Source organism: Halomonas sp. PBN3, assembly GCF_000475415.1.
GTDB classification, from domain to species: domain Bacteria; phylum Pseudomonadota; class Gammaproteobacteria; order Pseudomonadales; family Halomonadaceae; genus Halomonas; species Halomonas shengliensis.
In genome coordinates this window covers 19673-42346 of sequence record NZ_AXCA01000025.1, presented here as the reverse complement: position 1 = coordinate 42346, position 22674 = coordinate 19673, and the positions used below count along the sequence as shown (strand labels likewise).

The window sequence follows — 22674 nt, the reverse complement described above, 5'->3', positions numbered from 1 at the left end:
CCTCGTGGCTTGTCAGGGGGTCGTGGTGTCGGGGAGGTCGATGCCCAGCTCGTCCCAGCGCTCGCTGACGCGGGCCTTGACGGCCTCGTCCATGACGATGGGCACGCCCCACTCGCGATCGGTCTCGCCGGGCCACTTGGTGGTGGCGTCCAGGCCCATCTTGGAGCCGAGCCCCGAGACCGGCGAGGCGAAGTCCAGGTAGTCGATGGGGGTGTTCTCCACCATCACGGTGTCCCGGGCCGGGTCCATGCGGGTGGTGATCGCCCAGATCACGTCCTTCCAGTCCCGGGCGTCGACGTCGTCGTCGAGCACCACCACGAACTTGGTGTACATGAACTGGCGCAGGAAGCTCCACACCCCCATCATCACCCGCTTGGCGTGGCCCGGGTACTGCTTCTTCATGGTCACCACCGCCATGCGGTAGGAGCAGCCCTCCGGTGGCAGGTAGAAGTCGACGATCTCCGGGAACTGGCGGCGCAGAATCGGCACGAACACCTCGTTCAGCGCCAGCCCCAGGATCGCCGGCTCGTCGGGGGGGCGGCCGGTGTAGGTGGAGTGGTAGATGGCGTTCTCGCGCATGGTCATGCGCGTCACCATGAACACCGGGAAGCTGTCCACCTCGTTGTAGTAGCCGGTATGGTCGCCGTAGGGCCCCTCGGGTGCCATGTCGTCCGGGTAGATGAAGCCCTCCAGGATGATCTCCGCCGATGCAGGGACTTCCAGATCGGCATGGCCGCACTTGACCAGTTCGGTGCGCGAGCCTCTCAAGAGCCCGGCGAAGGCATACTCGGAGAGCGCGTCCGGCACCGGGGTCACCGCGCCGAGGATGGTGGCCGGGTCGGCGCCCAGCGCCACCGCCACCGGGAAGGGCTCGCCGGGGTGGGCCTGCTGGAACTCCTGGAAGTCCAGGGCCCCGCCACGGTGGGAGAGCCAGCGCATGATCAGGCGATTCCTGCCGAGCTTCTGCTGGCGATAGATGCCGAGGTTCTGGCGCTTCTTGTGGGGTCCACGGGTGATCACCAGCGGCCAGGTGACCAGCGGCGCGGCATCGCCGGGCCAGCAGTGCTGGATCGGCAGGCGGTCGAGGTCGACCTCGTCGGCCTCATAGACGAGCGCCTGCACCGGCGCCGAGCGCACCGTCTTCGGCCCCATGCTCATCACCTGCTTGAAGATTGGCAGCTTGTCCCAGGCGTCGCGGAAGCCCTTGGGCGGCTCCGGCTCCTTGAGGAAGGCCAGCAGCTCCCCCACCTCGCGCAGGGCGGCCACGGAGTCCTGCCCCATGCCCATGGCCACCCGCTTCGGCGTGCCGAACAGGTTGCCGAGCAGCGGCATGTCGTGGCCCTTGACGTTCTCGAACAGCAGCGCCGGGCCGCCGGCGCGCAGGGTGCGGTCGCAGATCTCGGTGATCTCGAGGTAGGGGTCCACCTCGGCGGTGATGCGCCTGAGCTCGCCCTGGGCCTCCAGGGCGGCGATGAAGTCGCGCAGGTCCTTGTACTTCATTCGGATTTCCCGGTTCCGGAATGACGAAAGGGGCAGCATAGCATGCTACCCCCTGGGCCTTCGTACAACGTTTGCACAGTTTTCTGCGCTCGGCTGCCCCCAGGCTCCCTAGACAAACCTTTCAAGGCGAAGGCGTTGAAGGCTGGCCGTCACGAGCGAAGGTGATACAAGCGAAGCAGGCCAGGATCAACGCCGTTTCATGGCCTCGAAGAACTCGATATTCGTCTTGGTATCCTTGAGGCGGTCGATCAGGAACTCGGTGGCCGCGGTGTCCTCCATGGGGTTGAGCAGCTTGCGCAGGATCCACATGCGCTGCATCTCGTCCTCGGAGGCGATCAGGTCCTCGCGGCGGGTGCCGGAGCGGCGGATGTTGATCGCCGGGTAGACGCGGCGCTCGGCCAGCTTGCGGTCGAGGTGCGCCTCCATGTTGCCGGTGCCCTTGAACTCCTCGAAGATCACCTCGTCCATCTTGGAGCCGGTGTCCACCAGCGCCGTGGCGATGATGGTCAGGCTGCCGCCCTCCTCGATGTTGCGCGCCGCACCGAAGAAACGCTTGGGCTTCTCCAGGGCGTGGGCATCGACGCCACCGGTGAGCACCTTGCCGGAGCTCGGCACCACGGTGTTGTAGGCGCGCGCCAGGCGGGTGATGGAGTCGAGCAGGATCACCACGTCCTTCTTGTGCTCGACCAGGCGCTTGGCCTTCTCGATCACCATCTCGGCGACCTGCACGTGGCGGGCCGGCGGCTCGTCGAAGGTCGAGGCCACCACCTCGCCGCGCACCGTGCGTGACATCTCGGTCACCTCCTCGGGGCGCTCGTCGATCAGCAGCACGATCAGGTGGCACTCGGGGTTGTTGCGGGTGATCGAGGTGGCGATGTTCTGCAGCATCAGGGTCTTGCCCGCCTTGGGCGGGGAGACCAGCAGGCCGCGCTGGCCCTTGCCGATGGGCGCCACCAGGTCGATGATCCGCGCCGTCAGGTCCTCGGTGGAGCCATTGCCGATCTCCATGCGCAGCCGCTCCTGGGGGAACAGCGGCGTGAGGTTCTCGAACAGGATCTTGCTCTTGGCGTTCTCCGGCCGATCGAAGTTGATCTGGCTGACCTTGAGCAGCGCGAAGTAGCGCTCGCCCTCCTTGGGGGGGCGGATCTTGCCGGAGATGGAGTCGCCCTTGCGCAGGTTGAAGCGCCGGATCTGGGACGGCGAGACGTAGATGTCGTCGGGCCCGGCCAGGTAGGAACTGTCGGCACTGCGCAGGAAGCCGAAGCCGTCCTGCAGGATCTCCAGCACGCCGTCGCCGTAGATCGGCTCACCGCTCTTGGCGTGCTTCTTGAGGATGGCGAAGATGATGTCCTGCTTGCGCGAACGGGCCAGGTTGTCGATGCCCATCTCGCGGGCGATCTCCAGCAGGTCCGGCACGGGCTTTTGCTTGAGTTCGGTAAGGTTCATCGGTGTGTTCAGACGTTGCTCTTGGGAAGCCGGGCGGCGGTGCGCCATGAGGAAAGCGACAGGAGGCGAGACGATGACGCCCTGTGATGCGTTCAGAGCCCAGACAGGCTAGCCTCGTCGTGGCGCGGCGTGTGGCCATGGGCGGGCGACCGCACGAGGGGTGGCCGGGCCGATGGCGTGAGCGAGGAAGCAGGTTCGATTCGCCTGATCAGCGGTTCGGAGCCGCAAGGCCGGGAACGCGGGCTGATGCAGTGGGCTGTCTGACGACTTGGAGTTGACCGAGACGGGATCGCCGGATCGGTCGGGGAAATCAGGAAAAGGCGAACGCCTCGATACTAGACAAGCGCGCCTGGGAACGCAAGCCCCGGCGCGACCGGCGATTGACAGCGCCGCGCCTTGCCCGCACCCTTTTTCCAGACTCGCCGAAGGAAGCCCCATGACCCCGCCACCGGACCCGGCCATCCCCCGCCAGGAGGGCGCCAGCGACCCGCGCCGCCTCGCCGCCATCGACCTTGGCTCCAACAGCTTCCACCTGCTGGTGGCCAACTACCAGGAGGACCGCCTGCAGGTGGTCGCCCGCCTGGGCGAGAAGGTGCAGCTCGCCGCCGGCCTCGACGACGAGGGTTGCCTGGACGACGCCACCATGGAGCGTGCGCTGGGCTGCCTGGCGCGCTTCGCCCCCTTCCTCGAGGGCGTCACCCCCGACCACCTGCGGGTGGTGGGTACCAACGCCCTGCGCGAGGCGGCCAACAGCGAGGCCTTCATCGAGCGCGCCGAGGCGGAGCTGGGCCACCGCATCGAGATCATCGCCGGCCGCGAGGAGGCGCGCCTGATCTACCTGGGGGCGGCCCACGCCCTGGCCGAGCAGGGACGGCGGCTGATCGTCGACATCGGCGGCGGCTCCACCGAGTTCATCATCGGCGAACGCTTCGAACCCCTGGCGCTGGAGAGCCTGCGCATGGGTTGCGTCTCCTTCAGCCGGCGCTTCTTCGCGGACGGCGAGATCAGCGAGAAGCGCATGCGCCGGGCCGAGCTCGCCGCTCTCTCGGAGCTGGCCAACATCCGCCGCCCCTATCGGGAACTTGGCTGGCGCGACCCGGTGGGTTCCAGCGGCACCATCAAGGCCGCCGCGGCGGTGCTGGCCGCCAGCGGCGACGCCCCGGAGGGGGTGATCACCCGCGAGGGGCTGGCCGAGCTGCGCCGCCGGCTGATCAAGTGCAAGAAGCTGGACAAGGTCGCGATGGAGGGGCTCAAGCCCGACCGAGCGCGGGTGTTCCCCGCCGGCATGGCGATCCTCGGCGCCATCTTCGAGGCCTTCGACCTGGAGCGCATGCGCTACGCCGACGGCGCCCTGCGCGAGGGGGTGCTCTACGACCTGGTGGGGCGCAACGGCGCCGAGGACAGCCGCCTCAAGACCCTGGAGAACCTCAGCCGCGGCTACCAGGTGGACCCGCGCCAGGCCGACAACGTCGCCGCCACGGCGCTGGCGCTGGCCGCCCAGGTCCGCGAGGCGTGGGGCCTCAACGAGACCCAGGTGCGCTTCCTGGGCTGGGCGGCGCGGCTGCACGAGATTGGCCTGGCCATCTCCCACAGCCAGTTCCATCGCCACGGCGCCTACCTGCTGGAGCACTCCGACCTGCCGGGCTTCTCGCGCCCCGAGCAGCGCCTGCTGGCCTTCCTGGTACGCGCCCACCGCCGCAAGTTCCCGCTCAAGGAGTGGCAGGCGCTGCCCACCCCCGACCGCGTCTCCCACGCCCGGCTGGCTCGCCTGCTGCGCCTGGCGGTGATCCTCAACCACTCGCGCCCCGAACAGCCGCCCGCGGCCCCACGCCTCTCCGCCGCGGGCGACACCCTCACCCTGGACCTCGGCGAGGGCGAGGACCCCGCCCTGCTGCTCAACGACCTGGAGCAGGAGGCCGCCTACCTGAAGGCCGCCGGGTTCGATCTCATCCTGTCACGCCGCTGACCAGCCCTCGGCGAGCAGCAGCCAGCGGCCAGCCAGGGGATCGAGCACGGCCACCGGCGCCTCGCTAGCCCACACCACCACCAGCCGCTCGCGGACCCAGGGCGGCACCGCGAGCTCCTGCAGCAGCCGCCTGAGGTCGCGACCGCCGCGCCCGGCCAGGCGCAGCCGCTCGCCGCCGCGGCGTGGTACCACCCGCAGCGGCGCCTCCCCTGCCGCCGCCCCCCCGAGTGCCACCGCGCAGCGCCCCAGCGGCGTGGCGAGCGGCGTACGGCCGTCCCAGTCGCAGGCCCAGGCGGATGGCAGCGCCGGGGGCGGCGCCATCAGGTAGAGATGCCCCCGCCAGCGCCGCCCCTCGGCCCCGGGCCAGGCCACCCGCGGAGCGGCGTCGGGGCGCGCCGCCTGCTGGGCCAGCAGGCTCTCGAGGCGCCGTGCCGGCGGCAACGGCAGGCCCAGGACCGCGCAGGCGTGGCGCACCAGCAGCCGCCGCCGGGCGGGAGAGAGCTCCGCCAGCCCGGCCAGGGGCAGGCGCGCCGGATCACCGCCGAGGCGCGCCAGATCGAGCTCGGCGAGCTCCGCCAGCAGCCCGTCCGCCTCGGCGGCGAGCGTCGCGCTGCGCGCCAGCGACGCGGCGGCATGGGGCCAGCGCTCGCCGAGGCGCGGCAGCACGGCATGGCGCAGGTAGTTGCGATCCGGGTCGGGCGCGGCGTTGGTGGGATCCTCCACCCAGGCGACGCCGAGGCAGCGCGCGGCCGCGGCCAGCTCGGCCCGGGAACGGTCCAGCAGCGGTCGCTCGAGGCGCCGCCCCCGCCAGAGGCGCCGCGGCGGCATGGCGCCGAGCCCCCGCGGACCGCTGCCGCGCAGGGCGGCGAGCAGGAAGGTCTCGGCCTGATCGTCGCGGTGCTGGGCCAGCCACAGGGTCTCGCCCTCCCCCACCCGCCGCGCGAAGGCGGCGTAGCGGGCCTCACGGGCGGCGCCCTCCAGCCCCTGGCCGCTGGCAGCATCGACCCGCACGCGCTCGACGTCGAGCCCCACACCCAGTCGCTCACAGAGGGCGCGGCAGTGGCGCTCGAAGCCGTCGGCGGCCTCCTGGAGGCCATGGTGCACGTGGAGGGCCCGCAGCGGGCGAGGGTGGCGACGGGCCGCCGCGGCGGCCAGGGTCAGCAGCAGGCAGGAGTCGAGGCCGCCGGAGAGGGCGACCCAGACGCGACGCCCCGGCGGGGTCTGTGCCAGGGCGTCGTCGATCAGGGACTGGAGGGGGAGCGCCATCCCGTCAGGCAGGGGCGCCGTAGCTCATCAGCTTCTGGTAGCGACGCTCCAGCAGCGCCTCGGTGTCCATCACGTCGAGGCGGTCGAGGCTGGCCAGCAGGGCGCCCTTGACCCGCTCGGCGGTCTGTACCGGCTGACGGTGGGCCCCGCCCAGCGGCTCGGGGATCAGGGTATCGACCAGCCCCAGCTCCTTGAGGCGCTCGGCGGTGATGCCCATGGCCTGGGCGGCGTCGGCGGCCTTCTCGGCGCTCTTCCAGAGGATGGAGGCGCAGCCCTCCGGCGAGATCACCGAGTAGGTGGAGTACTGCAGCATGGCGAGCTCATCGCACACGCCGATCGCCAGGGCCCCGCCGGAGCCGCCCTCACCCACCACGGTGGCGATGATCGGGGTGCGCAGCCGTGACATCACGCCGAGGTTCCAGGCGATCGCCTCGGACTGGCCGCGCTCCTCGGCATCGATGCCGGGATAGGCCCCCGGGGTGTCGATGAAGGTGAGCACCGGCATGCGGAAGCGCTCGGCCATCTCCATCAGGCGGCACGCCTTGCGGTAGCCCTCGGGACGCGGCATGCCGAAGTTGCGCCGCACCTTCTCGTGCACGTCGCGCCCCTTCTGGTGGCCGATCACCATCACCGGGCGGTCGTCGAGGCGTGCCACGCCGCCGACGATGGCGGCGTCATCGGCGAAGCGACGGTCGCCGTGGAACTCGTCGAAATCGGTGAAGACATGCGCCAGGTAGTCCAGGGTGTAGGGACGCTGGGGGTGGCGCGAGAGCTGCGAGACCTGCCAGGGCGAGAGGTCCTTGAAGATCGACTCGGTAAGCTTGCGGCTCTTCTCCTCGAGGCGCTCGATCTCCTCGCTGAGGTTGACCTGGCTGTCGTTGCCGACCAGGCGCAGCTCCTCGATCTTGGCCTGGAGCTCGGCGATGGGCTGTTCGAAGTCGAGATAGTTGGGATTCATTGGCCGGGTGCCTTGTGGTGTTCCACCGGCCACCGCTGGGGATGCGGCCGGCGCGTCGAAAAGGGAAAGTGGCTCGCATTATCGCACCCTCAACGCGCCACGCAAGGCGGCGCACCTGGTGCTACGGGGCAATCCCCGCCCGCTGCACGACGTCAGCGAAAGGCGCCGGGGACAGGCCTGGAGGGGGTCCTACGCCAGGGGTGAGGAGGATTCCTCCGAACGGGCTGGCCATGGATGGCCAGCACCGGCCCTGCAAGCGTAGCAGGACGCGAGAGCGAAGCAGGGCGTCGGTAGCGCCCAGGGAGGGGTTCACAGCGCCCCCGAACAGGCCTGTCCCCGGGTAAGCCTTGAGCGATATTGCCACTTGCATGGGGTCCTGCTCAGCGGTACTTCAGCCGTACCCCGTCCTGGCCCTGCACCTCGCGCAGCCCGGTCAGCAGCTCGTCGGTGGGCGCCACCCGCCACTCCTCGGCCAGCTCCAGCCAGCCGGTGGCCTCGGCGTTGCGGTAGCGCAGGCGTACCGGCAGGCCCTGGGCGTCGCGGTGCGGGCCGAGGCTCGCGCGCAGCGAGTCCACCAGACGGCCGTTGACCGCGGCGCCGTCCAGGGAGAGCTCCACCGCCTGGCCGTAGCGGGTGCGCGCCGCCACCATGGGGGTGACCTCCTTGCCGCGCAGACGCAGCCCGCCGGAGTAGTCGTCGGTGGAGACCTCGCCTTCGACGATCAGCACCTGGTCGGCCTCCAGCTGGCCGCGCATCTGGTCGAAGAGCTCGCCGAACAGCGACGCCTCGATGCGCCCGGTGCGGTCGTCCAGGGTCAGGAAGGCCATGGTGTCGCCGCGCTTGGACTTCATGGTGCGCATCCCCACCACCAGGCCGGCGACCCGCTGGGGCTCGCGGGAGGGCTTGAGGTCGCCGATGCGGGTGGAGACGAAGCGCTCAAGCTCCTTCTCGTACTCGTCGATGGGGTGGCCGGTGAGGTAGAGGCCCAGGGTCTCCTTCTCGCCGGCCAGGCGCTCCTTGTCGCTCCACTCCCGCACCCGGCGGTAGTCGGCATAGGCGTCGGCGTCGCCGGCTCCCTCCTCCGGGGCGACGAAGGCCTCGCCGAACATGTCCATCATGCCCAGGTTCTGGTTGGTCTGGCTCTGGGCGGCGGCCTTGAGGGCATCGTCCAGGGCGGCGGTGAGCACCGCCCGGTTAGGGCCCAGGGTGTCCAGGGCCCCGGAACGGATCAGCGCCTCCAGGGTGCGCTTGTTCATGCGCTTGGGGTCGACGCGGCGGCAGAAGTCGAACAGGTCGGCGAAGGGCCCCTCCGCCTGGCGCGCCTCGACGATGGCGCCGATGGGCCCCTCGCCGACGCCGCGGATCGCCCCCAGGCCGTAGATCACGCGCCCCTCGTCGTCGACGCTGAACTTGTAGCCGCCGACGTTGACGTCCGGCGGGGTCACGGTCAGCCCGAGGTTGCGGCACTCCTCGATCAGCGGCACCACCTTGTCGAGGTTGTCCATCTCGGTGGACATCACCGCCGCCATGAAGGGGCCCGGGTAATGGGCCTTGAGCCAGGCGGTCTGGTAGGAGACCAGGGCATAGGCCGCCGAGTGCGACTTGTTGAAGCCGTAGCCGGCGAACTTCTCCACCAGGTCGAAGATGTTGCCGGCGAGGTCGGCATCGATGCCGTTGGCCGCGCAGCCCTCCAGGAAGCCGGCGCGCTGCTTGGCCATCTCCTCGGGCTTCTTCTTGCCCATGGCGCGGCGCAGCAGGTCGGCCTGGCCCAGGCTGTAGCCGGCCATCACCTGGGCGATCTGCATCACCTGCTCCTGGTAGAGGATGATGCCGTAGGTGGGCGAAAGCACCGGTTTCAGCAGCTCGTGCTGGTAGTCCGGGTGGGGGTAGGAGACCTCGGCGCGACCGTGCTTGCGGTTGATGAAGTCGTCGACCATGCCCGACTGCAGGGGGCCCGGGCGGAACAGCGCCACCAGGGCGATCATGTCCTCCAGCGAGTCGGGCAGCAGGCGCTTGATCAGCTCCTTCATGCCCCGGGACTCGAGCTGGAACACCGCGGTGGTCTCGGCGCGCTTGAGCATCTCGAAGGTGGGCGCGTCGTCCAGCGGGATGCTGTCGATGTCCAGCGGCCCCTCGCCACCGGCGGCGCGCACCTTGTCGACCATCTCCAGTGCCCAGTCGATGATGGTCAGGGTGCGCAGGCCGAGGAAGTCGAACTTGACCAGCCCGGCGTCCTCGATGTCGTTCTTGTCGAACTGCACCACCAGCCCCGAGCCGTCCTCGTCGCAGAGCAGCGGCGAAAAGTCGGTGAGCCGGGTCGGCGCGATCACCACGCCGCCGGCGTGCTTGCCGGTCCCCCGTGTGATGCCCTCGAGCTTGACCGCCATCTCCCAGATCTCGGCGGCCTCCTCGTCGGCCTCCAGGAAGTCGGCCAGCTGCGGCTCGGCCTCCAGCGCCTTCCCGAGGGTCATGCCCACCTCGAAGGGGATCAGCTTGGAGAGCTTGTCGCCCAGCGAGTAGGGCTTACCCTGGGCGCGGGCGACGTCGCGCACCACCGCCTTGGCGGCCATGGTGCCGAAGGTAACGATCTGGGAGACGGCGTCGCGGCCGTAACGGTCGGCCACGTAGTCGATCACCCGGTCGCGCTTCTCCATGCAGAAGTCGACGTCGAAGTCGGGCATCGAGACCCGCTCGGGGTTGAGGAAGCGCTCGAACAGCAGGTCGTAGCCAATGGGGTCGAGGTCGGTGATCTTCTGGGCGTAGGCCACCAGGGAGCCGGCACCGGAACCGCGTCCGGGACCCACCGGGACGTCGTTGTCCTTGGCCCACTGGATGAAGTCCATCACGATCAGGAAGTAGCCCGGGAAGCCCATCTGGATGATGATGTCGAGCTCGAAGTCCAGGCGCTTGCGGTAGCGGGCGTCGATCTCGGCATACTCGGCGCCGTCTCGGGGGTACTGCTCGGCTGGGTAGAGGAAGTCGAGGCGCTCGGTGAGGCCGTCGTGGGAGACCTTGCGGAAGTACTCGTCCTGGGTCATCCCCTCGGGGATCTCGAACTCGGGCAGGAAGATCTCGCCCAGGCGCACATCGACCGAGCAGCGCGCGGCGATCATCACGCTGTTCTCGAGCGCCTCGGGCACATCGGCGAACAGCTCGGCCATCTCCTCGGGACTCTTGAGGTACTGCTCCTCGCTGTAGCGCTTCTCCCGGCGCGGGTCGTCCAGCGCCTTGCCCTCGCCGATGGCGACCCGGGTCTCGTGGGCCCAGAAGTCCTCCTTCTCGAGGAAGCGCACGTCGTTGGTGGCGACCACCGGGGTGCCGCTCTCGGCGGCCAGGGCCACCGAGAGGTGCAGGCACTCCTCCTCCTGGGCACGGCCGGTGCGGGTCAGCTCTAGGTAGAAGCGCCCCGGGAAGGCCGCGTTCCACTCCTCGAGCAGGGCGCGTGCCTCGTCGGGGTGGTCGCTCAGCAGGTGGCGGCCGACCTCGCCCTCGCGCCCGCCGGAGAGAGCGATCAGCCCCTCGCTCTTGGCCAGCACCCAGTCACGCGCCAGCAACGCCTGGCCCTGGTGCTGCCCCTCCATCCAGCCACGCGAGATCAGCTCGGTGAGGTGGCGATAGCCGGTCTCGTTCATGGCCAGCAGGGTCAGCCGGTAGGGGTGCTCCTCGTCGTGGGGGTTGGTCAGCCACAGGTCGGCACCGATGATCGGCTTGAGGCCGGCCCCCTGGGCCGCCTTGTAGAACTTGACCAGGCCGAAGAGGTTGGCCTCGTCGGTCACGGCCAGCGCCGGCATGCCCAGCCCCGACGCCTGCTTGACCAGCGGCTTGAGGCGCAGCAGGCCATCGACCAGGGAGTATTCGGTATGGACGCGCAGATGGACGAAGGGCGTGGTCATAGAGAGCTCGAGGCTTGGCGATAAATGGTCGGCAAAGAAACAGGCCGTGATTTCCGATTCAGTCAACTCGAGGCTTTGCCGGGAGCAGGCCTACGAGGAGGCGCTGTGAACCCCTCCCTGGGCGCTACCGATGCCATCCCTGGCATAGGACCTCCTCTGCGACCTGCTCCCGGCGCCTCTCGTGACTGAGGGGTGCGAAACGTCAGAACAGCGCCAGCTGGCGCCTGACCGGGCCGAAGGAGCGGCGGTGCTCCGGCAGCGGCCCCAGGCGCGCCAGGGCGGCCAGGTGCTCGCGGGTCGGATAGCCCTTGTGGCGGGCGAAGCCGTAGTCGGGATGGCGGGCGTCGAGGGCCAGCATCTGGGCATCCCGGGCCACCTTGGCGAGTATCGAGGCCGCGGCGATGGCCGGGTGGCGGGCGTCGCCCTTGACCACCGCCTGGCCGGGCACATGATGCCCGGGCAGGCGATTGCCGTCCACCAGCAGGTACTCGGCCGCCGGGGAGAGGGCATCGATGGCGCGGCGCATGGCCAGGTGCGTGGCGTGGTAGATGTTGAGCTCGTCCACCTCGGCGGGGGAGGCCTCGGCCACGGCGAAGGCCAGGGCGTCGCGACGGATCTCGGCGTCCAGCGCCTCACGGCGCCGGGCGGTGAGCGCCTTGGAGTCGGTGAGCCCGGCGATGGGACGCGCCGGGTCGAGGATCACCGCCGCGGCCACCACCGCGCCGACCAGCGGGCCGCGGCCGACCTCGTCGACCCCGGCCAGGCGCTCGCCGGCGTAGTCGATGGTAAGCGGCGGCAGCGCCGGGGCCGGCCGCCGGCTCATGGCGCACCCTCCTCGGCCCGCTCCGGGGCGACGCTCGCCGGCAGCGGGCGCCCCGCAACCAGGGCCTCGATGGCCTCCGCCGCCCGGCGGCTGGCGTCGCGCTGCAACCCCGCGTGCATGCGGGCGAAGCGCGCCTCCAGGGCCGCCCGGCCCGCGCCGTCGTCGAGCAGCTCGCCGAGGCCCTGGGCGATCGCCGCGGGACTCGCCGCCTCCTGGATCAGCTCCGGCACCAGGGTCTCCCGGGCGATCAGGTTGGGCAGCGAGATCCACTCGGTCTTCACCAGTCGCCTGGCCAGCCAGTGGGTGGCCGGCGCCATGCGGTAGGCCACCAGCATGGCGCGGTGGCAGAGCATCGCCTCCAGCGCCGCGGTGCCGGAGGCGAGCAGCACGGCATCGGAGGCCACCATCGCCTCGCGGGCCTGGCCATCCAGCAGGGTGACACGTTCGGCCAGGCCGGGGCGCTCGGCGAGCAGCGCCTCGAGCTCGGCGCGCCGTGCCGGGGTGGCCGCAGGGATCACGACCGAGAGGCCGGGACGCTCGGCGCACAGCCGCTCCGCGGCAGCCAGGAAGGTCTCACCCAGGAAGCGGATCTCACTGGCCCGGGAGCCGGGCAGCACGGCGAGCACCGGCGCGTCCTCGGCCAGGCCCAGGGCGGCGCGGGTGCCGCGACGGTCGTTGTCGAGGGGCAGCTCGTCCGCCAGGGGGTGGCCAACGAAGGCCACCGGCACGCGGTGGCGGGCGTAGAAGGCCGCCTCGAAGGGCAGGAAGGTGAGCATGGCATCCACGGCCCGCGCGATGCCCTTGACCCGCCCCTGGCGCCAGGCCCACACGGAGGGGCTGACGTAGTGGGCGGTGGTCAGCCCCGCCTCGCGCAGCTGCCGCTCGAGGCCGAGGTTGAAGTCGGGGGCGTCGATGCCGATGACGATATCGGGTCGCCAGGCCAGGGCGTCGCGCTTGAGCGCGCGGCGCACGCCAATCAGCCGCGGCAGGTGGCGGAGCACCTCCACCAGGCCCATCACCGAGAGGGTCTCCAGGGGGAAGCGGCTGTCGATGCCCTCCTGGACCATGCGCGGACCGCCGATGCCGCGGAACTCGACCCCGGGATGGCGCGCCTTGAGCGCGCGCATCAGGCCGGCGCCGAGGAGATCACCGGAGAGCTCGCCGGCCACCAGGTAGACGCGCCGCATGCGTAGCCTCAGCGGATGATGCCGCGGGTCGAGGCTTCGATGGAGGCGGCGAAGGTCTCCGTCTCGGCCAGCGAGAAGCGACGACGGATCTCGGTCAGGGCCTGTTCGGTGGTCAGCCCCTGGCGGTAGACCAGCTTGTAGGCCTCGCCCAGGGCGCCGAGCGCCTCCCGGGAGAAGCCGCGACGCTTGAGGCCCACCAGGTTCAGGCCGTGCACCTGGGCGGGGTTGCCGTTGATCATCACGTAGGCGGGAGTGTCCTTGGTGATGATCGAGCCGCCGCCGGCCATGGCGTGGGTACCGAAGTGGCAGAACTGGTGCACCGCGGAGAGCCCGCCGAGGATGGCGAAGTCGCCCAGGCGTACATGGCCGGCCAGGGTCACCTGGTTGGCCAGGATGCAGTCATCGCCGATCACGCAGTCATGGCCGACGTGGACATAGGCCATGAAGAGGTTGCGCGAACCGATGGTGGTCTCGCCGCGGTCCTGGACGGTGCCGCGGTGCAGGGTGACCCCCTCGCGCACCACGTTGTCGTCGCCCATCACCAGGCGAGTCGGCTCGCCGCCGTACTTCTTGTCCTGGCAGTCCTCGCCCACCGAGGCGAACTGGAAGATGCGCGTGCGTGCCCCCAGCACCGTGGGCCCCTTGATCACCACATGGGGACCGATGCGTGAGCCGGGCCCGATCTCGACGTCGGGCCCGATCACCGTGAAGGGGCCGACCTCGACGTCGTCGGCCAGCCGTGCGGCGGAGTCGATGAGGGCGGTGGGATGAATCAAGCGACCTTCCTCTCGGCACAGATGATCTCGGCCTCGCAGGCCACCTCACCGGCCACGCTGGCCTTGCAGGCGAACTTCCAGATGCCGCGCTTCTCGCGCACCACGTCGGCGCGCAGCTGCAGCTGGTCGCCGGGCATCACGGGGCGCTTGAAGCGCACGTTGTCGCTGCCCACCAGGTAGTAGACGTAGCCGTCGGCGGGCAGCTTGTTGACGGTCTTGAAGCCGAGGATGCCGCAGGCCTGGGCCAGCGCCTCGATCACCAGCACCCCGGGCATGATGGGATGGTGGGGAAAGTGGCCATTGAAGAAGGGCTCGTTGATGCTGACATTCTTGTAGGCGACGATGGACTCGCCGAGGGCAAGCTCGGTGACCCGGTCCACCAGCAGGAAGGGATACCGGTGGGGCAGATACTCACGGATCTCGTTGATGTCCATTACCATCGTCACAACCTCTGAAAAGTCAGGATGCCCGCCCTATCGGCAGGCGCGAGCCGGCCGCGCCGGTCAGGCGGGGGATTATAGCGTCCCCCGCGGGGCCCTCAAGCGTCACGCCCCTTCTCGAGCCGGGCGAGGCGCTTGGCGATGTCGTCGAGCTGCTTGAAGCGCACCGCATTCTTGCGCCACTGGGCGTTGGCCATGGCCCCGGTGCCCGAGGAGTAGACCCCGGGCTCGTGGATCGAGTTGGTCACCAGGCTCATGCCGGTGACCTGCACCCTGTCGCAGATCGTCAGGTGGCCGGCCAGCCCCACGCCGCCGCCCAGCAGGCAGTGGCGCCCCACCTGGGTGGAGCCGGCGATGCCCACGCAGCCCGCCAGGGCGCTGTGGTCGCCGACCTGGACGTTATGGGCGATCTGCACCTGGCTGTCGATCTTGACGTCGTCGCCGATCAGGGTGTCGCCCAGGGCACCGCGGTCGATGCTGGAGCCGCTGCCCACCTCGACGTCGTCGCCCAGCACCACCCCGCCGAGCTGGGCGATCTTGTGCCAGCGGCTGCCGTCATGGGCGAAGCCGAAGCCGTCGGCGCCGATCACGCAGCCGCTGTGCAGGATGCAGCGCGCCCCGATCACCACCGCGTGATAGAGGGTGACGTTGGCGTGCAGCCGCGTGCCCTCCCCGATGACGGTGTCGGCCCCGACCACCGAGCCGGGCCCGACCACCACATCGTCGCCCAGGGAAACCCCCGCCTCGATCACCGCGTTGGCGCCCACCTCGACCCGCTCGCCCAGGGTAGCGGAGGGGTCGACCACCGCCGAGGGGTGGATGCCGGCCGGCTCGCGCCCTGCCAGGGGGTCGAAGAGTCGCGAGGCCGCCGCATAGCCCAGGTAGGGGTTGTCGAGCTCGAGGCGATCCACCGGGCACGCCTCGCCATGCTGGGGGTGCAGCAGCACCGCCGCGGCGCGGGTGCCGGGCAGCTCCTTGAGATAGGCACGATTGGCCAGGAAGGCGACCTGGTCGGGGCCGGCCTCGCGCAGGGTCGCCAGGCCGCGCACCGGGCGCTCGGCGTCGCCGACCAGGCGCGCCCCCAGGCGCCGGGCCAGCTCGCCGAGGGTCAGGGTGGGTAAGGCGCTTCGCGTCATCACTGGACCCTGCCCGTTCACAGCATGGAGTTGAGGATCTCGGTCACCTCGGCGGTGACGTTCTGCAGGTCGCGCTCGGCATGCAGCACGCCCTGGGGCTCCACCAGCACCTGGATGCTGTGGCGGGCGATGATCTGCTCCACGGCCTGCTGCAGCTTGGGCTCGGCGCGCTGCAGGAAGGCCTGCTCGGAGGACTGGCGCTGCTGCATGATCTCGCCCATCAGGCGGTTGAGCTCGGCCACCTTGCGGTTGGCCTCCTGGCGCTCGCTCTCGGAGAGGCTGTCGGCCCGCTGCTGGAGCGCATTGAGCTCCTGCTCCAGGGCCTGGGCCTGCTGCTGCTGGCTGCCCACCTGGCTCTCCAGGTCGCTCATGGAGCGCTGGGCGGCATCGGTCTCGAGCAGGGCACGGCGCCAGTCCAGCACCGCGACCTCGTCGGCCATGGCCGGCAGGGCGGCGGCGAGGAGGAGAAGCAGGGAGAGGGCGGCGATCGGCTTGCGCATGTCGGAACTCCTGTGGCGGGCCGCGCGCGGCGGCCCGGGATGGCGAGTGGGAATCCGGCCCCGGTCAGAAGGTCTGGCCGAGGGAGAACTGGAAGAACTGGGTATCGTCGCCGCTCTCGTCGTTGAGCGGCTCGGCGACGCTGAAGGTCAGCGGCCCCACCGGGGTCAGCCAGGAGAGTCCCAGGCCGACGCTGTAGCGCAGGTCGCCGAAGTCCACCCCGGAGCTGCAGTTGGAGGTCACGCCCTCCGGCACGGCGTAGCAGTCGGAGAGGAAGGTGTTGCCGCCATCCAGGAACAGCGCGGTCTGCACCGAGCGCTGGTCCTCGATGAAGGGGGTTGGGAAGAGCAGCTCGGCGCTGCCCTGCACCAGGATGTTGCCGCCCAGGGTACGGTCGCGGGTCACACCGTCCGGCGGGGTGGTGGGCTGGCCCAGGGTATTGCCGGTGAAACCGCGCACCGAACCAAGGCCCCCGGCGTAGAAGTTCTCGTAGAACGGATAGGGGTCGCTGCCGCCCAGGGTGTCGGCATAGCCCACCTCGCCGGCGAATTTCAGCGCCCAGTCGTGGTTGTCGTCCAGCGGGAAGAGCTGGCGGGCCTGGGCGCGCAGCTTGGCGTATTCGGCGTCGCTGCCGGGCACCGCGGTCTCCAGCGACAGACGCTGGTAGCTGCCGGCGGTGGGCATGATGCCGCGGTTGAGGTTGTTGCGGGTCCAGCTGGCGGTCAGCTTCAACGACTGGGCGTCACTGCCCTGGTCGGCCACGTACTGGGTGATCTCCCGGGCGGTGTCGTTGTAGGTCTTGATCGAGAGGTCCTCCACCGCGGTGCCGAAATTGAGGCGGGTGATCTCGTTGATCGGGTAGCCGAAGTTGATCCCCGCGCCATAGGCGTCGGTGGAGTAGGTGGAGATGTCGGAGTCCTCGTAGTCGGACTCGCGATAGTAGAGGTTATAGCCCCGGGAGATCCCGTCCATGGTCCAGTAGGGATCGGTGAAGCCGAAATTGAGGCTGGTGAAGGTGTCGCTGCGCTGGGCGCCGATGTTGACGCGGTTGCCGGTGCCCAGGAAGTTGCTCTGGGAGAGGCCCACGCCGTAGATCACCCCGGCGCTCTGGGAGAAGCCGATGCTCGCGGAGATGGAGCCGGAGGGCTGCTCCTCGACGCGGTAGGTGACGTCGAGCTGGTCGGGTGCCCCCGCCACCGGCTGGGTCTCCACCTCGACCTGGCTGAAGAAGCCCAGCCGCTCGAGGCGCTGCTGGGACTGGCGGATCGCCTCGGTGGAGGCCGGGGCGCCCTCCATCTGGGTCATCTCGCGGCGCAGCACCTCGTCCATGGTGGTGGTATTGCCGACGAACTCGATGCGCCGCACATAGGCACGCTGGCCGGGGTCGACCCGGAACACCAGGTCGACGGTGTCGCCGCCGGCCGGTTCGGGGATGCCGTCGACGCTGGCGAAGGCGAAGCCGTCGGCCCCCAGGCGCGAGCGAAGCGCCTCGGCGGAGGCGGTGACGTCGCTGCGCGAGAAGGTCTCGCCGGGGGTGACCTCGAGCAGCTCGCGCGCCTCGCGCTCGGCGATGGGCAGGTCGCCGACGAAGCGCACCTCGCCGAGACGATACTCGGTGCCCTCATCGACGTTGATGGTGATGAAGATCTCAGACTTGTCGGGGCTGATGGAGACCTGGGTCGACTCGACGTTGAAGTTGACGTAGCCGCGGTCGAGATAGAAGGTGCGCAGCCGTTCCAGGTCGCCGGCCAGCGCCTCGCGGGAGTACTCGTCGCGGGAGAACCAGCCGAAGATCCGTCCGGGACGGTCGTTGAGCTCGAACACCTCGCGCAGGGTCTCGTCGTCGAAGGCACGGTTACCGACGATGTTGATCTGGCGGATCTTGGCGACCGCGCCCTCGTTGATGTCGATATCGACCTGGACGCGCCCCTCGTCGATCTCGCGCACGCTGGTGTCGATGCTGGCGCTGTAGCGCCCCTGGGACTGGTAGACCCCCTCGAGCTCGCGCTCGATCTCCTCCAGGGTGGAGAGCTCGAGCACCTGGCCCTCCTCGAGGCCGGCCTCGCGCAGGCCCTGGCGCAGCTGCTCGCCTTCGAGCTGCTGGTTGCCGGTGATGTTGAGGCGCGTGATGGTGGGGCGTTCGACCACCTGGATGATCAGCACATCGCCTTCGCGGGCCAGCCGGATATCCTCGAACAGGCCGGTGGCGAAGAGCTCGCGGGCGGCCTCGGCGAGCTCGCGCTCATCGACGCGGTCGCGGGCGCTGACAGGAAAGGCGTTGAAGACGGAGGCGGGGGAGATGCGCTGCAGGCCCTCCACGCGAATGTCGGCAACGTCGAAAGGTTCCGCCTGGGCCGTCGCGGCCCCGGCAAGCAGCAGCGCCGCCAGTCCGATGGTCTTGATTTTCATGCAGTCGATTCGCTCGCGTTGATCTGCCAAACCTGTCCAGACAGGCACCTTATACATTTGCACGGCCAACTGACAAGGCGAGGCCCTCGAGGCCCGGGCTCTCACAGATGGCCGGTCGCTCGGGGGGCCGGGCCCTGCCCTACCAGAGCCGCATCAGATCGAAGTAGATCGCCATCAACATCAGGGACCCCACCAGCGCCAGGCCGATGCGCAGCCCGATGGCCTGGGTGCGCTCCGAGACCGGGCGCCCGCGCACCACCTCCATGGCATAGTAGAGCAGGTGGCCACCGTCGAGGACCGGGATCGGCAACAGGTTGAGCACCCCGAGGCTGATCGACAGGTAGGCCAGGAAGCTGACGAAGCTCTCCAGCCCCGCCCGGGCGGAGTCGCCGGAGATCTGGGCGATGGTGATCGGTCCGGAGAGGTTGGAGGGGGCGATCAGGCCCACCAGCATCTTGCGCACGGCGTCGAGGGTCAGCACGATCATCTCGCCGGTACGCGACACCGCCTCGCCCACCGCGGCCACCGGGCCGTAGCGGATCTCGCGGAGGTGCTCCTCCGGCCACGCCACCGGGGCCACGCCGGCGCCGATGTAGCCGATGGTCTCGCCCGCCTCGAGGGTGTTCTCACGGGGCGTCACCTCGAGGCCGAGCGTCTCGCCGGCGCGACGCACCTCGAGGCTCAGCGTCTCGCCCGGGCTTGCGCGCACGATCTCGACGAAGTGGCGCCAGTCCGCCACCGGCTCGCCGTCCACGGCGAGGATCTCGTCGCCGGCGGCCAGCCCCGCGGCGGCGGCGGGCTCGCCCTGGGCCACCTGCCCCAGCACCGCCGGCATCGGCGGCCGCCAGGGAGTCACGCCCAGGGTGGCCAGGGGCTGGGGCGGCTCCTGGCGCACCAGCCAGTCGGTCACCGGCACCCGGTGCTCGCGGGACGCGGCGGCGGCGTCCTCGCGGGTGGCGATGGAGAGCGCCTGCTGCTCGCCGATGGCCGCCACCAGCTTGAGGTTGATCTCGTCCCAGGAGCGCACCCGCTCGCCCTGCACCGCGGTGATCTCGTGGCCTGCCTCGAGGCCGCCGCGCGCGGCCGGGGAGTCAGGGGCGACCTCGCCGATCACCGGCGCCACCGTGGTGGTGCCGGCCACGAACAGCGCCCAGTATGCCACCAGGGCGAGCAGGAAGTTGGCCACGGGACCGGCGGCGACGATGGCGATGCGCTGCCACACCCCCTTGCGGTTGAAGGCGTGATCGAGCTGGTCGGCAGGCACCCTGCCCTCGCGCTCGTCGAGCATCTTGACGTAGCCGCCCAGGGGGATGGCGGCGATGGCGAACTCGGTGCCGTGACGGTCCACCCGCGACCAGATCGGCGTGCCGAAACCCACCGAGAAGCGCAGCACCTTCACCCCGCAGCGCCGCGCCACCCAGAAGTGGCCGAACTCATGAAAGGTGATCAACAGGCCCAGCACCACGATCACGGCCAGGATGTTCTGGATCAGGCCCACGGTGTTCTCCTCCGCCTTCAGGGTTGGGGGTGGGACGGCGCCTCAGCGGCGCGCCAGGCACGCCTCGGCGGCGCGCCGCGCCCGGGCATCCGCCTCGAGGATCGCCTCGAGTTCGTCGGCGGGGGCGACCGGCTCGGCGTCACGCACCCGCGCCACCAGCTCGGCGATGCCGGTGAAGGGCAGGCGCCCCGCCAGGAAGGCCGCCACCGCCACCTCGTTGGCGGCATTGAGCACCGCCGGCGCCGTGCCCCCGGCCGCCATGGCCTCCCGGGCCAGGCGCAGGCAGGGGAAGGCAACCTCGTCGGGTGGCTCGAAGTCGAGTCGGGCGACCTGGAAGAGGTCCAGCGCCTGGACCCCCGCCTCGATCCGCTCGGGCCACGCCAGCCCGTAGGCGATGGGGGTGCGCATGTCGGGATTGCCGAGCTGGGCGATCACCGAGCCGTCGCTGTAGGCGGCCATGGAGTGGATCACGCTCTGCGGGTGCACCACCACCTCGACCTGGTCGGGGCGGGCGTCGAACAGCCAGCACGCCTCGATCAGCTCAAGCCCCTTGTTCATCAGGGTGGCGCTGTCCACCGAGATCTTCTGGCCCATGCTCCAGTTGGGATGGGCGCAGGCCTGGGTCGGTGTCACGCCGCTCAGGGCCTCGGCGGACCAGCCACGGAAGGGGCCACCGGAGGCGGTCAGCAGCAGCTGGGTCACGCCGTGGCGGGCCAGGCCGCCGCGATGCTCCACGGGTAGACACTGGTAGATGGCATTATGTTCGGAGTCGATGGGCAGCAGGGTGGCGCCGTGGCGCCTCACCGCCTCCATGAACAGCGCCCCGGACATCACCAGGGCCTCCTTGTTGGCCAGCAGCACCCGCTTGCCGGCGCGCACCGCGGCGAGCGTCGGCAGCAGGCCGGCAGCGCCGACGATGGCCGACATCACCACCTCGGCCTCGGCGGCCTCGGCCACCTCCACCAGCGCCTCGGGGCCCGTGCGCACCTCGGTGGGAAGGTTGGCCTCGCCAAGCCGCTCGCGTAGCCAGACGGCATCGGCCTCGCGCTCGAGCACCGCCACCGCCGGGCGATGGCGGTGGCACAGCGCCAGCAGCGCCTCGCGGGAGCGGTGGGCGGTGAGGGCATGCACCCGGTAGCGCTCCGGGTGACGCGCGATCACGTCCAGGGTGCTGCCACCGATGGAGCCGGTGGCCCCCAGCACCGTGACCCCCTGGCGACGCGCGGCATCAACCTGACGCATCTAGAGCACCCCCGGCACGAGCAGGGCGAACAGCGGTAGCGCCGCGGTGAGGCTGTCGATGCGATCGAGCACCCCGCCGTGGCCCGGCAGCAGGTTGCTGGAGTCCTTGATGCCGCGATGGCGCTTGAGCATGCTCTCGAGCAGGTCGCCGAGCACCGAGACCAGGGTCACCGCCAGGGTGGTCAGCACCAGCAGGGCGCCGTCGCGGCCACCCAGCCCCTGGGCCACGGCCACCACCAGCGCCAGCAGCAGAGTCGCGGCCAGGCCGCCGGCCACCCCCTCCCAGCTCTTGCCGGGGCTCACCGCCGGCGCCAGCTTGTGACGGCCGAAGGCGCGGCCGGCAAAGTAGGCGCCGATGTCGGCGCTCCACACCAGCAGCAGCACGAAGAGCAGCCACAGGCCGCCGAGCTCGCGCAGCACGTTGAGGCCGACCCAGGCGGGCAGCAGCACCCACAGGCCCATGGCCAGGCGCCGGGCGGGGGCGGCCCACTGCACGGTGCGGGCGGGATAGTGGGTGACCCAGGTGAGGTTGAGCGCCCACCCGGCCAGGCCCAGCCACAGCGGCCAGGCGGCCAGGGCGGCGCCGGAGGCCCATAGCAGCGCCATGGCCAGGGCCAGCACTGCGACCAGCACCAGGCGTCGACCACGCCCCTCGATGCCGGCCAGGTTGGTCCACTCCCAGCCGCCCAGCAGCACGACGACCGCGGTGAACAGGGCGAAGGCGCCGCCGTCGAGGCCGAACAGGCCGGCCAGCATCAGTGGGGCCAGCCAGGCTGCGGTGATAATGCGTTGTCTAAGCACCCTGGGCCTCGTCGATCTGGTCATCGGTCATGCCGAAGCGCCGCTTGCGACGCCGGAAGTCCTCGAGGGCGGCATCGAAGGCGTCGGCGTCGAAGTCGGGCCACTGGCACTGGGTGAAGTGGAGCTCGGCGTAGGCCAGCTCCCAGAGCACGAAGTTGGAGATGCGCTGCTCCCCGCTGGTGCGGATGCACAGGTCCACCGGGGCCACGCCGGCCAGGCTCAGCTCGCCGCCCAGCGCCGCCTCGTCGATCGCCGCGGGGGCGAGCTCGCCGGCGGCGACCCGCTCGCCCAGGCGGCGCGCCGCCCTGGCCAGGTCCCACTGGCCGCCGTAGTTGGCGGCGACCACCAGGTGCAGGCGGGTGTTGTCGCGGGTCTTCGCCTCGGCCCGGGCGATATGGCCCTGGATCGCCTCGGAGAAGGCGCTGCGGTCGCCGATCACCGTGAGGCGGATGCCGTTGGCGTGGAGCTTGTTCACCTCGCGCTTGAGCGCCAGCAGGAACAGCTCCATCAGGGCGCTCACCTCGGCCCGTGGGCGCTTCCAGTTCTCGCTGGAGAAGGCGAACAAGGTCAGGGTCTGGATGCCGCGTTCGGCGGCCCGGCGGATGGTGGCGCGCACCGCCTCGACGCCGGCATGGTGGCCACGCACGCCGGAGAGGCCCCGCGCCTTCGCCCAGCGGTTGTTGCCATCCATGATGATCGCCACGTGACGTGGCAGGCCGGCCGCGGCGGCGGCGGAGGCGCCGCTGTCGGCGCCGGAGGGGAGCGGTGACGTCATGGGGTCTCGCTTCGGGGGTGGTTCGCCGCCGCCCGGCCGCGAGCGGGCCGGGCGAGGGTC

At 70.5% G+C, this 22674-nt stretch carries 17 protein-coding genes; 1 reads left to right on the top strand and 16 read right to left on the bottom strand.

Annotated features, from left to right (window positions below; genetic code table 11):
* Nucleotides 1-12 precede the first annotated feature (12 nt).
* Both ubiD and rho read right to left on the bottom strand, forming a co-directional pair.
* Complete coding sequence (gene ubiD, locus Q673_RS21165) at nucleotides 13-1500, bottom strand: 4-hydroxy-3-polyprenylbenzoate decarboxylase (RefSeq protein ID WP_023004628.1); 1488 nt, start codon at nucleotides 1498-1500, stop codon at nucleotides 13-15.
* 186 nt (nucleotides 1501-1686) lie between these two features.
* On the bottom strand, nucleotides 1687-2946 hold the full coding sequence (gene rho, locus Q673_RS21160) for a transcription termination factor Rho (RefSeq protein WP_023004627.1): 1260 nt from the start codon (nucleotides 2944-2946) through the stop codon (nucleotides 1687-1689).
* Between the two features lie 436 nt (nucleotides 2947-3382).
* On the opposite strand from rho, the gene ppx reads away from it, so the two are divergent.
* Entirely contained in the window at nucleotides 3383-4912 is a 1530-nt protein-coding gene (gene ppx, locus Q673_RS21155) for an exopolyphosphatase (protein ID WP_023004626.1), read from the top strand.
* Here the strand turns inward: ppx and tilS are convergent.
* The 14 genes from tilS to uppS all read right to left on the bottom strand — a co-directional run bounded on the left by tilS (nucleotide 4901) and on the right by uppS (nucleotide 22614).
* Nucleotides 4901-6178, bottom strand: coding sequence for a tRNA lysidine(34) synthetase TilS (gene tilS / locus Q673_RS21150; RefSeq protein ID WP_023004625.1), 1278 nt, complete (start codon nucleotides 6176-6178; stop codon nucleotides 4901-4903). The two genes, ppx and tilS, sit on opposite strands and share 12 nt — an antisense overlap.
* Nucleotides 6179-6182: 4 nt before the next feature.
* Nucleotides 6183-7136 carry an acetyl-CoA carboxylase carboxyl transferase subunit alpha gene (gene accA, locus Q673_RS21145; protein ID WP_023004624.1) on the bottom strand — a complete coding sequence of 318 codons (954 nt, stop codon included), beginning with the start codon at nucleotides 7134-7136 and terminating at the stop codon, nucleotides 6183-6185.
* A gap of 380 nt (nucleotides 7137-7516) precedes the next feature.
* Nucleotides 7517-11029: a DNA polymerase III subunit alpha gene (gene dnaE, locus Q673_RS21140; RefSeq protein WP_023004623.1), complete on the bottom strand. Its 3513-nt coding sequence runs from the start codon at nucleotides 11027-11029 to the stop codon at nucleotides 7517-7519.
* A 202-nt stretch (nucleotides 11030-11231) separates the two neighbouring features.
* A complete protein-coding gene (rnhB, locus tag Q673_RS21135) occupies nucleotides 11232-11852 on the bottom strand; it encodes a ribonuclease HII (RefSeq protein ID WP_023004622.1) in 621 nt (206 codons plus the stop codon).
* Complete coding sequence (gene lpxB, locus Q673_RS21130; RefSeq protein WP_023004621.1) at nucleotides 11849-13039, bottom strand: lipid-A-disaccharide synthase; 1191 nt, start codon at nucleotides 13037-13039, stop codon at nucleotides 11849-11851. Before lpxB ends, rnhB begins: the two co-directional genes overlap by 4 nt.
* 8 nt (nucleotides 13040-13047) lie before the next feature.
* On the bottom strand, nucleotides 13048-13815 hold the full coding sequence (gene lpxA / locus Q673_RS21125; RefSeq protein WP_023004620.1) for an acyl-ACP--UDP-N-acetylglucosamine O-acyltransferase: 768 nt from the start codon (nucleotides 13813-13815) through the stop codon (nucleotides 13048-13050).
* The gene (gene fabZ, locus Q673_RS21120; protein ID WP_031217530.1) at nucleotides 13812-14255 is read right to left on the bottom strand and encodes a 3-hydroxyacyl-ACP dehydratase FabZ; all 444 of its coding nucleotides are present in this window, start codon (nucleotides 14253-14255) and stop codon (nucleotides 13812-13814) included. The genes lpxA and fabZ overlap by 4 nt, the downstream gene beginning before the upstream one ends.
* A gap of 98 nt (nucleotides 14256-14353) precedes the next feature.
* Nucleotides 14354-15391 carry a UDP-3-O-(3-hydroxymyristoyl)glucosamine N-acyltransferase gene (lpxD, locus tag Q673_RS21115; RefSeq protein ID WP_023004618.1) on the bottom strand — a complete coding sequence of 346 codons (1038 nt, stop codon included), beginning with the start codon at nucleotides 15389-15391 and terminating at the stop codon, nucleotides 14354-14356.
* 17 nt (nucleotides 15392-15408) lie between these two features.
* The gene (locus tag Q673_RS21110; protein WP_023004617.1) at nucleotides 15409-15891 is read right to left on the bottom strand and encodes an OmpH family outer membrane protein; all 483 of its coding nucleotides are present in this window, start codon (nucleotides 15889-15891) and stop codon (nucleotides 15409-15411) included.
* 64 nt (nucleotides 15892-15955) lie between these two features.
* A complete protein-coding gene (gene bamA, locus Q673_RS21105; RefSeq protein WP_023004616.1) occupies nucleotides 15956-18298 on the bottom strand; it encodes an outer membrane protein assembly factor BamA in 2343 nt (780 codons plus the stop codon).
* 139 nt (nucleotides 18299-18437) lie between these two features.
* Nucleotides 18438-19796, bottom strand: a complete 1359-nt coding sequence (gene rseP, locus Q673_RS21100) for an RIP metalloprotease RseP (protein ID WP_023004615.1) — start codon at nucleotides 19794-19796, stop codon at nucleotides 18438-18440.
* Between the two features lie 42 nt (nucleotides 19797-19838).
* A complete protein-coding gene (ispC, locus tag Q673_RS21095; RefSeq protein WP_023004614.1) occupies nucleotides 19839-21038 on the bottom strand; it encodes a 1-deoxy-D-xylulose-5-phosphate reductoisomerase in 1200 nt (399 codons plus the stop codon).
* Nucleotides 21039-21839: a phosphatidate cytidylyltransferase gene (locus Q673_RS21090; RefSeq protein ID WP_031217529.1), complete on the bottom strand. Its 801-nt coding sequence runs from the start codon at nucleotides 21837-21839 to the stop codon at nucleotides 21039-21041.
* Nucleotides 21832-22614 (bottom strand): polyprenyl diphosphate synthase, encoded by a 783-nt coding sequence (gene uppS, locus Q673_RS21085; RefSeq protein ID WP_023004612.1) that lies wholly within the window; start codon nucleotides 22612-22614, stop codon nucleotides 21832-21834. Before uppS ends, Q673_RS21090 begins: the two co-directional genes overlap by 8 nt.
* Nucleotides 22615-22674: the final 60 nt, after the last annotated feature.

What these genes read in the sequence shown, in the direction of transcription:
- ubiD (WP_023004628.1), bottom strand. Translation starts at nt 1,500, where the DNA reads ATGAAGTACAAGGACCTGCGCGACTTCATCGCCGCCCTGGAGGCCCAG.
- rho (WP_023004627.1), bottom strand. Translation starts at nt 2,946, where the DNA reads ATGAACCTTACCGAACTCAAGCAAAAGCCCGTGCCGGACCTGCTGGAG.
- ppx (WP_023004626.1), top strand. Translation starts at nt 3,383, where the DNA reads ATGACCCCGCCACCGGACCCGGCCATCCCCCGCCAGGAGGGCGCCAGC.
- tilS (WP_023004625.1), bottom strand. Translation starts at nt 6,178, where the DNA reads ATGGCGCTCCCCCTCCAGTCCCTGATCGACGACGCCCTGGCACAGACC.
- accA (WP_023004624.1), bottom strand. Translation starts at nt 7,136, where the DNA reads ATGAATCCCAACTATCTCGACTTCGAACAGCCCATCGCCGAGCTCCAG.
- dnaE (WP_023004623.1), bottom strand. Translation starts at nt 11,029, where the DNA reads ATGACCACGCCCTTCGTCCATCTGCGCGTCCATACCGAATACTCCCTG.
- rnhB (WP_023004622.1), bottom strand. Translation starts at nt 11,852, where the DNA reads ATGAGCCGGCGGCCGGCCCCGGCGCTGCCGCCGCTTACCATCGACTAC.
- lpxB (WP_023004621.1), bottom strand. Translation starts at nt 13,039, where the DNA reads ATGCGGCGCGTCTACCTGGTGGCCGGCGAGCTCTCCGGTGATCTCCTC.
- fabZ (WP_031217530.1), bottom strand. Translation starts at nt 14,255, where the DNA reads ATGGTAATGGACATCAACGAGATCCGTGAGTATCTGCCCCACCGGTAT.
- lpxD (WP_023004618.1), bottom strand. Translation starts at nt 15,391, where the DNA reads ATGACGCGAAGCGCCTTACCCACCCTGACCCTCGGCGAGCTGGCCCGG.
- Q673_RS21110 (WP_023004617.1), bottom strand. Translation starts at nt 15,891, where the DNA reads ATGCGCAAGCCGATCGCCGCCCTCTCCCTGCTTCTCCTCCTCGCCGCC.
- bamA (WP_023004616.1), bottom strand. Translation starts at nt 18,298, where the DNA reads ATGAAAATCAAGACCATCGGACTGGCGGCGCTGCTGCTTGCCGGGGCC.
- ispC (WP_023004614.1), bottom strand. Translation starts at nt 21,038, where the DNA reads ATGCGTCAGGTTGATGCCGCGCGTCGCCAGGGGGTCACGGTGCTGGGG.
- uppS (WP_023004612.1), bottom strand. Translation starts at nt 22,614, where the DNA reads ATGACGTCACCGCTCCCCTCCGGCGCCGACAGCGGCGCCTCCGCCGCC.